At 75.1% G+C, this 10,951-nt stretch carries 10 protein-coding genes and 1 pseudogene; 1 reads left to right on the top strand and 10 read right to left on the bottom strand.

The window, feature by feature from the left end; genetic code table 11:
• The 10 genes and pseudogenes from IEZ12_RS39285 to IEZ12_RS28010 all read right to left on the bottom strand — a co-directional run.
• Positions 1–100, bottom strand: a pseudogene (locus IEZ12_RS39285) (MOSC domain-containing protein); the annotation flags it as partial.
• A 174-nt stretch (positions 101–274) separates the two neighbouring features.
• The gene (locus tag IEZ12_RS28050) at positions 275–886 is read right to left on the bottom strand and encodes a DUF6643 family protein (protein WP_229848172.1); all 612 of its coding nucleotides are present in this window, start codon (positions 884–886) and stop codon (positions 275–277) included.
• A gap of 369 nt (positions 887–1,255) precedes the next feature.
• Positions 1,256–1,708, bottom strand: coding sequence for a large conductance mechanosensitive channel protein MscL (mscL, locus tag IEZ12_RS28045; RefSeq protein ID WP_189275768.1), 453 nt, complete (start codon positions 1,706–1,708; stop codon positions 1,256–1,258).
• Positions 1,709–1,795: 87 nt separating this feature from the next.
• Positions 1,796–2,998 (bottom strand): DegT/DnrJ/EryC1/StrS family aminotransferase, encoded by a 1,203-nt coding sequence (locus IEZ12_RS28040; protein ID WP_189275767.1) that lies wholly within the window; start codon positions 2,996–2,998, stop codon positions 1,796–1,798.
• Positions 2,995–4,509 (bottom strand): hypothetical protein, encoded by a 1,515-nt coding sequence (locus IEZ12_RS28035; protein ID WP_189275766.1) that lies wholly within the window; start codon positions 4,507–4,509, stop codon positions 2,995–2,997. The genes IEZ12_RS28040 and IEZ12_RS28035 overlap by 4 nt, the downstream gene beginning before the upstream one ends.
• Entirely contained in the window at positions 4,509–5,543 is a 1,035-nt protein-coding gene (locus tag IEZ12_RS28030; RefSeq protein ID WP_189275763.1) for a GNAT family N-acetyltransferase, read from the bottom strand. The genes IEZ12_RS28035 and IEZ12_RS28030 overlap by 1 nt, the downstream gene beginning before the upstream one ends.
• A 22-nt stretch (positions 5,544–5,565) precedes the next feature.
• Positions 5,566–6,654: a glycosyltransferase gene (locus IEZ12_RS28025; RefSeq protein ID WP_189275762.1), complete on the bottom strand. Its 1,089-nt coding sequence runs from the start codon at positions 6,652–6,654 to the stop codon at positions 5,566–5,568.
• Complete coding sequence (locus tag IEZ12_RS40435; protein ID WP_189275760.1) at positions 6,651–8,504, bottom strand: CpsD/CapB family tyrosine-protein kinase; 1,854 nt, start codon at positions 8,502–8,504, stop codon at positions 6,651–6,653. The genes IEZ12_RS28025 and IEZ12_RS40435 overlap by 4 nt, the downstream gene beginning before the upstream one ends.
• A gap of 261 nt (positions 8,505–8,765) precedes the next feature.
• The gene (locus IEZ12_RS28015; RefSeq protein ID WP_189275759.1) at positions 8,766–9,899 is read right to left on the bottom strand and encodes a glycosyltransferase family 4 protein; all 1,134 of its coding nucleotides are present in this window, start codon (positions 9,897–9,899) and stop codon (positions 8,766–8,768) included.
• Between the two features lie 95 nt (positions 9,900–9,994).
• Positions 9,995–10,252, bottom strand: a complete 258-nt coding sequence (locus IEZ12_RS28010; RefSeq protein ID WP_189275758.1) for an SbtR family transcriptional regulator — start codon at positions 10,250–10,252, stop codon at positions 9,995–9,997.
• 79 nt (positions 10,253–10,331) lie between these two features.
• On the opposite strand from IEZ12_RS28010, the gene IEZ12_RS28005 reads away from it, so the two are divergent.
• Positions 10,332–10,951: glycosyltransferase (locus IEZ12_RS28005; protein ID WP_189275757.1), on the top strand; the 620-nt coding region annotated here is incomplete at its 3' end.

Genomic DNA, 10,951 nt, shown 5'->3' with positions numbered 1-10,951 from the left:
GGTCGCCGGCCAGACCCCAGGGGTGCACGTCGGCGGACGGCGGGCTGAGGCGGTACATGGACTTGACGGGGTACAGGTGGAGGGAGTGCAGGCTCGGCATGCGGCCCATCCTGCCAGAGCCCGTCGTGGGCGGACTTCACCGGCGTTCCCGTGCCCCCACGTGCAGTTCCGCGGGGGAAAGACAGTTCCCCGCGGCCCTGTGGCGGGCCGCGGGGAACCGGGGTGGAGATGTGAGACCTTGCCCCTGTGGGGAGGGGAGTTGCGATCGATCCGGTCAGCCCGCCTGGGGGTACTGGCGGTACTGGGGGTACTGCTGCGGCGGGTTGGGCTGGGCCGGGCGCAGGGTGTTGCCGCCGAAGGACTGGTCGGCGAAGGACTGCTGCTGGCCGACCGGCTGGGCGCCGAACTGCTGGCCGCCGAACTGCTGCGGGGCGAAGCCCTGCGGCGCGGCGGCGAAGGAGTTCGCCGGGGCGGCCGGGTACGCCTGGGCGGGCTGCGGGTAGGCCGGGGCCATCGGGCGCTGGCCGGGCATGAACGGCTGCGGCGGCACGGGCGCGGCGGCGTAGCCGGGCTGCACCGGGATGTGCGGCGCGGGCACCGGGCTGCTGCTCGGGCCGGGGCCGAGGGCGAGGCGGGCCGGCGGCAGGGCGGGCAGGTTCGACGCGGGGGAGTCGAAGCCGGTGCCGAGGCCGCCGGTGCCGAACCCGTCGGTGAGGCCGCTGCCGTAGGCGGCGGACCAGGTGGGGGCCGAGTGGGCCGGGGGCACGTTGATGGGCGCGATCTGCGGGATGCCCCGCTCTGCGACCAGGCTGTCGTAGATGGGCGTGCCGGAGGAGAAGGACGGAGAGGGGTAGCCGACTCCGTCGTAGGAGCGGGGCGAGGTCATGGGGCATACCGTAAGCCCACAGCATGCCTGCTGAGGAGAGCGGGAGGGCCCGGACTTCAACAGTTTACAGAGTCTTCGCGGGCTCAAATCGGACAATCCCGGAGCTAGTTGGGCGAACAGTCGGATCATTTCGGCCATCCCCGACGTATGGTCCGTGGGCGATCCGCCGGTCGGAAAGGTGTAAAAGGTTCATCTGGAGGCGGGGAAAGGGCCAGTAAAGGTTCTGTTAATACCGTCGGCCGGATCTCACCGGCCGGAGCGGGGCCGGAGGGGTCGGACGCCGGTGGTCGGGCGTCGGTTCCGGACAGGCGTCGGCCCGGGCGGCGGGCGCCGTCCGGGCCGGGTGGTGCGGGTGGTGCGGGTGGTCGCTCAGTGGGTGACGGCCGGGGCGGTGGCCTGGGCCGGGAAGCCCGGGCGGCCGGCCAGCTCACTGGTGCAGTGCGCGCAGCGGGTGGCGGCGGCCGGGACGGTGCTGAGGCACTCGGGGCAGTCGACCTTGGCCACCGGGGCGTCCTTGACCGGATTGAAGCGGTTCTGCAGCCGGGCGACCGGCAGCACGACGGCGAAGTAGATGACGGCGGCGACCAGCACGAAGCTGATCAGCGCCTGGAGGAAGGCGCCGTACGGGAAGGTGACGTCGGCGACGGTGAACGTCTCCTTGCTGAAGTCGCCGACGGCGCCGGAGGCGACGCCGACCAGCGGGGTCAGGAAGGCTGCGACGAAACCGGTGACGACGGCGGTGAACGCGGCGCCGATGACGATGCCGACCGCGAGGTCGACCACGTTGCCGCGCAGCAGGAAGCTGCGGAATCCCTTGAACATGTCCGCCATCCTGACGGGCCAACCTCCCGGCGGTCCAACCGAGTTCACCTGATCCGACTAATCGCCGAACCGTCTTGCGAGGCTCGCTCAGACGTCGCCCAGGACGGCCCGTGCCTCGGGCGCGAAGGACTGGACACGCACCACCGCGTCGGCGACCCGGCGGACGGTGGCGGCGTTCATGTGCGACCACAGCGGGACGGTCAGCACGGAGTCGGCGAGCCGGTCGGTGCGCGGCAGCTGCGCCGCCTGCCCGAGGTGGGCGTAGGCGCGCTGCCGGTGCACGGGCGGGTGGAAGTAGCGACGGGTGTCGATGCCCTCGGCCTTGAGCGCGGCGGCCAGTTGACGGCTGCTCAGACCGAAGGCGTCGGCGTCGAGGATCAGGGTGAGGTCCTTGAAGGTGGAGGTGTCGCCGTCCTCCGGCAGGGCGAGGCGCAGGCCGGGCAGGCCGGCGGTGGCGCGGGCGAACTCGGCGACCAGGGCGCCGCGGTGGGCGACCCGCTCGGGCAGGCCGGCCAGCCAGGTCAGGCCGACGGCGGCGTGCAGTTCGCTCATCCGGGCGTTCAGGCCGGGGAAGAGCGTGTCGTAGTCGCCGGGGTTGCCGTAGTCGCGGGCGGTGCGCAGGGTGGCGGCGAGCGCCGCGTCGCGGGTGGCGACCAGGCCGCCCTCGCCGGCCACCGCGACCTTGGTCGGGCTCATCGAGAACACCTCGGCCAGGCCGAAGTTGCCGATCGGCACACCGCGGCGGGCCGAGCCGAGGCCGTGCGCGGCGTCGTACACCAGCGGCAGGCCGGCCGCGTCGGCGATCCGCTGGAGCTCCTCGGTCTGGCAGGGCGTCCCGTACACGTGGGTGGCCATCAGCGCGGCGGGCGCGTCGGCGGCCTTCAGCCGGGTCTCGGCGTCCGCCGGGTCCAGGGTGATGTCCTGTTCGCGGGCCTCGGCGAACAGCGGGGCGCCGCCGGCCCAGTGCGCGGCGTGCGCGGTGGCGGAGAAGGTGAAGCCGGGCATCAGCACCGGTCGGCGGCCGTCCACTCCGGCGGCCTGCAGCACCAGCATCAGGCCGGCCGTGCAGTTCGACACCGCCACCACGTGCGGAACGCCGAGCAACTCGGCGGCCTCGTCCTCCAGTTGGCGGACGGTGGGTCCGTTGGTGAGCATCCCCGAGTCGAGCACCTCGGCGAGCCGGCCGAGCAGCCGTTCGCGGTCGGGCACCCGGACGCGGGTCAGCGGCAGGCCGTCGGGGAAGGCGGGCGCGCCGTCGAGGACGGCGGGGCGCAGCTGGTCGGTCGTCATGTGGTCGATCCCCCCTGGGTTCGGTACGGGTCCGGTGCGCCGACGGCGACCGGAGGTTCGGGCCCCGGGCCGCCGCCCCACTGGCCGGGCTGCACCCGCCACACGGGCGGGCGGCGGCGGCGCGGCACCCGGCCGGCGCCGGCCGGCCGGGGGATCGCCAGCAGCACCAGGACCAGCGGCAGCACCTGCACCCGCTCGCGGGACAGGATGCCCATGTTGTTGATGGTGGAGAACGCCCAGCAGAACAGCAGGGTGTACACCACTGTGAAGGCGACGTACGAGCGCTGGACGAACAGCTTGGGAATGCGGGCCAGTTGCGGCCAGGCCCGGACGAACATCACCAGCAGCGCGAAGCACTCCACCGACTGGATCAGGTTCTGGATGTTCGACGCCTCGAACGGGAACGGCCGGAACAGCACGCTGATCACCGACACCGGCAGCCGGGCCGGGTTCAGGCTGAACGCGGGCGCCGGGTCCTCCGCGGTCGAGGCGTTGATCACCGAGGAGCCCTGCGAGGTGCGCCGCGAGGTCTCCGACAGCACCTGGTTGACGGCGTCCCCGCCGGTTCCGTCGGTGCCGAAGAAGGTCGACACCTGCTGCAGCATCAGCATCACGCCGACGCCCAGCACCGCCACCGTCAGCACGGTGCGCAGCGGCCCCAGCGCGGACACCTGCTGCGGCCGCTTGCGCAGCACGTAGGCGACGGTCAGCCCGGCGCCCGCGAGCACCGTGACGTGCGGGCGGACCATCGCGGTGCCCAGCGAGCCCAGCGCGATGCACACGAACGCGCCGAAGCGGCGGTCCAGCAGCCGGGCCACGCCGTACGTGGTCAGGCCCAGGCAGAACATCATCCAGGCGTCCTTGCCGATGCTGGACGGCCAGAACAGCAGCGAGGGCAGGAAGAACACCAGTTTCGCGTAGCGCCGCGAATCGGCCTCCGGGAAGGCGATCTGCAGGGCCCGCCAGAAGAACAGCAGCCCCCAGAAGCCCAGCCAGGAGAACACCAGGAACCCGCCGACCAGGGTCGGCCCGGTGATCGCGTAGACCACCCCGGTGACGATGATGACGAACCCGGTGCCGGCGACCTTCATGCCCAGGTCGTAGTGCAGCCCGCCGAGCAGGTCGGCGGTGGTCAGGTACTGGGCGAGGTCGGAGCCCTTCTGGTCGTACATCTTGGCGTCCGCCGCACCGCCGTACAGCACGAACGCCATCAGGTAGCGCGGGAACGCGCAGGCCAGCTTGGCGCCCATCGCCACGATCAGCAGCTTGAACACGCCCCGCTCGGGGTTGTTCGCCGCCACCCGGGCCAGGATCGGCGTGCCGATCGCCATCAGCGCCGGCGCGACCAGCAGCGCCCCCCAGGTGTCGTACGAGGTGTGCACCATCGCCAGCACGAACACCGAGACGTAGGCCATCACCAGTGCCCAGGCCAGCGCGGTCGGCCGGCCGCGCCGGGCCGCCTCCCGCAGCCGGGGCGGCCACGGGCGGGCGGCGGGCGGCACCGCGGGCATCAGAAGACCTCCAGGTCGCCGAGGCTGAACCGCCAGTCGGCGAGGGTGTGTTCGGCGGGCAGCGGCCCGGCCGGGGTGCGGGCGGCCAGCACCATGCCGGTGCGCGGCGCCGTCAGGCAGCCCGCCCGCAGGCCTGCCGACGCCGCCTCGGTGCCCGGCGCCAGGTGGGTCGCCGCGTGGTCGCAGCCGGCGGCGGCCGCGTCCCGCAGCAGCCGGCCGGCCGCGGCCCGGTCGCCGGGGCGGACGATCAGCTCGGCCAGGGTGAACTCGGCCAGCGGGCCGCGCCGCCGCGGTCGGCCGAACGCCAGCCCGACCAGCTCGCCGCCGCGCTCCACCGTCACCACCCGGTAGTCCAGGCCCGGCGCGGCCCCGTACCGCCAGGCCAGGTACTCGGCGGTGCGCACCGTGTGCAGCCGCGTCTCGGCCGCGTCCGCCAGCGCCCGCTCCGCCAGCAGCTCCCGCAGCCGAGGGTCCGGGAAGGCGAACCAGTCGGCGGCGGTGGGCAGTTCGCAGCGCGGCGGCCCCGACGGGCCCGGCCGGCGGGCCAGCGCGGCCCGGGCGCCCCGGGCGAACGACATCGGCCGGGCCACCCGCAGTGCCACCGGCACCCGGCCCAACTCCCGCCAGCCCATCCTCAGATACCCCGGCAGGCTGTTGCCGTTCGGCGTGTTGAACACCAACTCGGCCTCGCCGGCGACCTGTTCGAGCAGCGCCAGGGTGAGCCGGCGGAAGATCCCGCGGCCCTGGAAGTCCGGGTGCGTCGCGGTGTCCACCGGCCGCACCGCCGCCACCTCCCGGCCGCCCGCGCCCCGCCACGACCAGCGCAGGAACAGCCGCACCCCCACCGGCCGCCCGTCCGCCGCCAGCGCCACCAGGCCCGGGCTGGCGCCGAACGGGTTCGCCCGGTGCTTCCAGTCGAAGAACTCGGCGCTGCGTCGCCCCGTCGGGCCGCCCGCCAGCGAAGCCGTCAACAGCTCCAGGACCGCCGGCACGTCCGCCGACTCCAGCCGGCGGTACGTCAGTTCACCGCTCACGTCGTGCTCGTCCCCTCCGGACTCAGCGTGCCAGCACCCGCGCGTAGACCCGCTCGATCGCCCGCTGCGCGCCCGCCACGTCGAAGGCCTTCGACCGCTCCCGGGCGGCCGCGCCCATCCGCTCCCGCAGCCCCGGATCGGCCGCCAACCCGCCGAGTGCGGCGGCCAGTTCGGCCGGGTCGCCGGGCGGCACCAGCCGGCCCTCGACGCCGTCGTCCAGCACCTCGGGCATGCCGCCGACCCTGGTCACCACCGACGGCAGGCCGGTGGTCATCGCCTCCATCAGCGCCACCGGCAGGCCCTCCTGGCGCGAGCTCAGGCAGAACACGTCCCAGCCCGGCAGCAGCGCCGGCACGTCCCCCCGGGAGCCCGCGAACAGCACGCCGTCGCCCGCCAGTTCGCGCAGCCGCGCCTCCAGCGGGCCCGCGCCGACCAGCACCAGCCGGGCGTCCGGACGCGTACGGCGCAGCAGCGCGAACGCGGTCAGCAGCGACGCCTGGTCCTTCTTCGCGGTCAGGTTGCCGACCGTGCCGATCACCAACGCGTCCTCGGGCAGGCCGAGTTCGGCGCGGGCCGCGCGGCGGGCGGCCGGGCCCGCCGGGGCGTCGCCCAGGTCGGGGCCGTGGTGCACCACCGTCAGCCACCCGTCGTCCGGCCGGCGGCGGCCGATGCCCGCCGCCACCGCGTGCGAGACGGCGATCACCGCGTCGTTGCGCCGGTAGGTGAGGGCGTTGGCCCAGCGGGTCGGCAGGCGGTAGCGCTCCCACAGGTTGTGCTCGGTGTGCACGAGCTTCCGACGGCCCGCCAGCAGCCGGGCGGCGACCGCCGGCACCGGCATGTGGGTGTGCACCAGGTCGAAGCGGCGCTCGGCGAGCAGCGCCCGCAGCCGCAGCGGCCAGCGCCGCCCCGGCGCGGCGCCCAGGCAGTGGACCGGGACGTCGGCCGCGCGCAGCGCCGGGACCAGCGCGTCCTTGTGCGGCAGCACGTACGCCACCTCGACCGCGAACCGCGAACGGTCCACGTGGCGCGCGCAGTTGACCAGCAGCTGCTCCGCGCCGCCCCGGCCCAGGCCCTTGGCCAGCCAGAGCACCCGGGCCGGCCCGCCCGTCACCGCTCCTCGCCCAGGCGCAGCTGCAGCGTGGTCTCCACCGGCTCCTCCGGCGGCAGTTCGGCCGGCCGGCGGCCCCAGCTGGTCGCCCCGTCCCGGCGGTCCGGCGGCTCGCCGTACCCGGGTGCGGCCGGCCGCGGATCGGCCGCTCGCTGGTGCTCGCCCGGTCGGCGCTGCGGCTCCACCCGGGGCGCCGGCTCGGCGCGGCGCTGCGGATCGGGGACGGGCGGAGTGCTCTTCGCGGCGGGCGCGGCCTTCGCGGGGGAGCCCTTCGCCGGCGGGCGGCCCGGTCGCAGGGTCCGCTTGCGCCGCCCCGTGGCGCCCTCCGCGCCCAGCAGCGCCACGCCCGCCACCGGCACCCCGGTGCGGGCCAGCAGCTCGGAGACCCGGTCCGCCTCCTCCGGGCGGACGTTGCCCGCCATCACCGTCACCAGCACCGCGTCCGCGTGCTGCACCAGGTCGTAGGCGTCGTTGGCGTGCAGCAGCGGCGAGGAGTCGATCAGCACCACGTCCGCGTGCCGGCGGGCCAGCTTCAGCACCTCCCCGGCGCGCAGGACCAGCGCCGCCGGGTACGCGGTGGTGTTGCCGCCGGTGATCAGGGCCACGCCCGGCACGTTGGTGCGGCGGATCAGGTCCACCGGGTCCGGCAGCTGCTCGCCCGACAGCAGCTCCGCCATGCCCGGGCCGTCGCCCACCCCGAGGTGGCCGCGCAGGCCCGGCTGGCGGAAGTCGCAGTCCAGCACCAGCACCTGACGGCCCGTCTCGGCGAGCGTCGCCGCCAGGTTCGCCACCGTGGTGGTCCGCCCGTCGCCGGAGCGCCCCGACATCACCAGCACCACCGGCGCCGGCTCGGCGGCCCGCCGGGCCCGCCGGTCGTCCGGGTCCAGGCCGCCCTGGCCGAGCTGCGCCGACAGCGCGCGCGGGCCGGTCAGCAGCAGCGTGGAGCGCAGCGAGCGGTACGCCTCGGTCGCCGGGTCCTCCGGGCGGGCCGTCACCAGCGGTTCGCGCAGCCGGCGCAGCCGCCGCGACAGCAGCGGGATCTCGCCGATCACCGGCAGGTTGAACGCCTCCTCGGCGCCGTCGCGGGTGCGCAGCCGGGTGTCCATCCGGGACAGCATCAGCGCCGCCACCACGCCCAGCGCCAGGCCCAGCACCACCGCCAGCGCGAGCCGGACGCTGCGGGTGGGCGAGGTCAGCAGGTTGCCGCCGAGCTCCTTCGCGTCGATCGAGCCCCACTGCTGGATCGCGTCGGTCTGGCTGTAGTTCTGCAGGTCGGCGATGGCGCCGAGGGTTTTGGTCAGGGCCGCCGTCGCGGTGGACAGCTGGGGCTGGAGCTTGGCCTGATCGGTGGTGTTGGCCCGGCTGAACTGCTTCTGCAGGTCGTCGAGTTGCTGCTGCTGGGTGTCGGCCTGGGCGCGCAGCCGCTTGATCGACTCGTCGGCGCTCTTCTTCGACTCCTGGCTGTAGCCGGTGATGGTGGCCTCCGACAGCGCCGCCGCCAGGTCCGCGCAGGCCTGCTGGGTCGGGCCGGTGGTGGTGAACACCAGCATCTGGGTGGAGGCGGCCGTGACCGTGCGGCGCGCCGACAGGCCGGCGACGTCCGTGATGTGCAGCTTCTGCGCGGCCGCCGTGGTCACCGCCGAGCCCTGCGCGTACGACAGCACCTGGTCGGCCCGGACGGTGTCCGCCGCGCCCGCGACGGGAGTGATCGCCACCTTGCACTGCCACTTGCCGTTGTCCACCGCGTCACCGGCCGGCGTCAGCACGAACCCCACGATCAGCGCGGCGACGGTGCACCCGGCCAGCAGCCGCCAGTACCGCCGCAGAACGGTGAACAGATTTGCCGGTTCCACCGGTTGGTTCCCCTCGCCTCGTCCCGACGCCCGCGCCGACCCGCCCCACGGACGGTGTTCCACGGCTGCGGCCACGCGCAGTTGGACGGTCCCCCCAGACCACATCCCCGGTGAACGATGCTTCCCGGCCCGGACCTGCGACGCAAGCGCTTTGGCGATTCCGGTACCAAGCTGTGGACGTATTCCGGACGCCTGCACACAATCTGACGAAACGTCATCAAGCGGTCCGGTTCGCTCCGCGGGCGAACCGCCCTTGGACCGTCAGGCCAGTGCGCGCTCGTAGAACTCGACCATCCGGGCGGACACCTGCTGGAGGGTGAACCTGGTCAGGAAACGCGCCCGGGCCGCCTTCGCCCGCACCAGCGCCTCGCCGGGCCCGTCCAGCGCCCGCAGCAGCGCGGCGGCCAACTCCCGGGGCCGCTGCGGCGGCACCAGCAGCGCGTAGTCCTCCGAGCCGACCGTCTCGCGCAGCGCCGGCACGTCCGCGCACACCAGCGGCACGCCGACGCCCATCGCCTCCATCGCGGCGCTGCCCAGCCCCTCCCAGCGCGAGGGCACCGCGCACACGTCCGCCGCCGCCATCAGGTCGAACACGTCGTCCCGCGGCCCGAGGAACCGCACCCCCTCGGTCCGGGCCGCCAACTGCTCCAGCCGGGCCGTCTCCGCGCCCTGGCTGCCGGCCAGCAGCAGCACCGCGTCCGGTCGGGCCGCGTGCACCTCCGGCCAGGCGGACAGCAGCACGTCCAGGCCCTTCTGGTACTGCTGCCGGGCCGCCGCCAGCACCACCGGCACCTCGTCCTCCAGCCCGAGCGCCGCCCGCACCGCGGCCCGCCGCTGCGGGGTCGCCGTGCCGAGCAGCTGCGGGTCGCGGCCGCGCGGCACCACGTCGATCCGGCGGCGCGGCACCAGCAGACGGGCCGCCATCGCGTCCGCGACGTGGTCGGTCAGCGCGTGGAAGCGGCGCACGCCCTGCGCGGTCAGCGCGTCCACGCCCTGCGCGGCCCGCACCTTCCACGGGCTCAGGCCGCGGGCGCGCAGGTGCTCCGGCCCGTACGCGGAGTTGACCAGGCTGGAGACCACCGGCACCCGGGCCGCGAGCGCCGCCGGGCGGCCCAGCACGTCCGACTCGTACAGCGTGGTGTGCACCAGGTCCGGGCGGCGGCGGCGGAACTCGGTTCGCAGCGCGGCCAGTCGGGCCGGGCGCGAGCCGCGCAGCACGGGCACCGGCTCGGCGCCCGCCGCCCGCAGCTCCTCCTGGAACCCGCCCGGCGACTCCTTCAGGAACGCCACCTGCAGCTCCACGCCCGCGCGCACCAGCAGCGGAGCCATCGCCACCAGCCCCTGCTCCGCGCCACCGACCCGGCTCACACTGTCGATCACGTACACCACGCGCACCGCAGCCACCCCCTCGCCCGGGCCACCCCCTGACCGGCGCTCAGCATCCCAGCCCCGGAGGGCCCGCGTCCGCGAAACCCGTCAGCTGATGGGCGCTACTCGCAGGCGGGCGGGGGAGTGGTGGCGAGCATGCCGGCCAGGGCGAGTTCGAGCAGGCGGTCGGCCTGCTCGCGGGTGTCGTGCTCGCGGCTCCACGCGGCGGCGTTCATCAGGGTGAACAGGTCGGCGCCAGTGGTGTCGCCGCGCAGCGCGCCGGCCTGCCCGGCCCGGTCGGTGAAGCGCAGAGGAGTTGAGTCACGCCAAGCGGCGCCGCCCGGCCGCACCGCGGGACTGCCGCTGCGCCATCGGGGCATCGTGCCGACCCGTGGCCGGAGGCGGGCAGTCGGCCGAACCCGGCCCGCCGGTCCGAGGTGTCTCGGTAGGGTCGGGCGCATGGCCGAGCCGCGCGTCCTGCACGTGATCACCGATCCGCGGGCCCGGGGCGCGCAGCGCCTCGCCCGCGACCTGCACGGCGAACTGTCGCGTCGTGGGCAGACGTCCGAGCTGGTGGCCCTGCACCCGCATGCGGACGCCGATCCGGCCGATCCGGTGGCCGTGCTGGGGCCGTCGCGGCACCACCCGGCCACGCTGCGCGCCCTGCGGCGGGCGGCCGCCCGGGCCGATGTGGTGGTCGCGCACGGGTCGTCCACGCTGCAGGCGTGCGCGCTCGGGCTGCTGGCCGCCCGCACCCCGTTCGTCTACGTGAACATCGGCGATCCCCGGCACTGGACGTCGACTCCCGCCCGGCGTCTGCGGGTCGGCGCGTTCCTGCGCCGGGCCGCCGCCGTCGCCGCGATCTCGCCGCACGCCGTGGAGCTGCTGCGCACCCGATTCCGGCTGCCCGCCCGCCGACTGCACGTGCTGCCCAACGCCCGTCCTGCGGAGCGTTTTTCGCCTCCGGCCGGCCCTGCCGAGAAGGCTGCCGCCCGGGCGACTCTCGGGCTGCCCGAGGGCGGGCCGCTGATCGCCTGGATCGGTGCGCTCAGCCCGGAGAAGCGCCCCGACCTCGCCCT

This window comes from Kitasatospora griseola, assembly GCF_014648555.1.
Taxonomy (GTDB): domain Bacteria; phylum Actinomycetota; class Actinomycetes; order Streptomycetales; family Streptomycetaceae; genus Kitasatospora; species Kitasatospora griseola.
The sequence above is the reverse complement of the archived record's forward strand: the minus strand, read 5'-3'. Positions and strand labels throughout refer to the sequence as shown.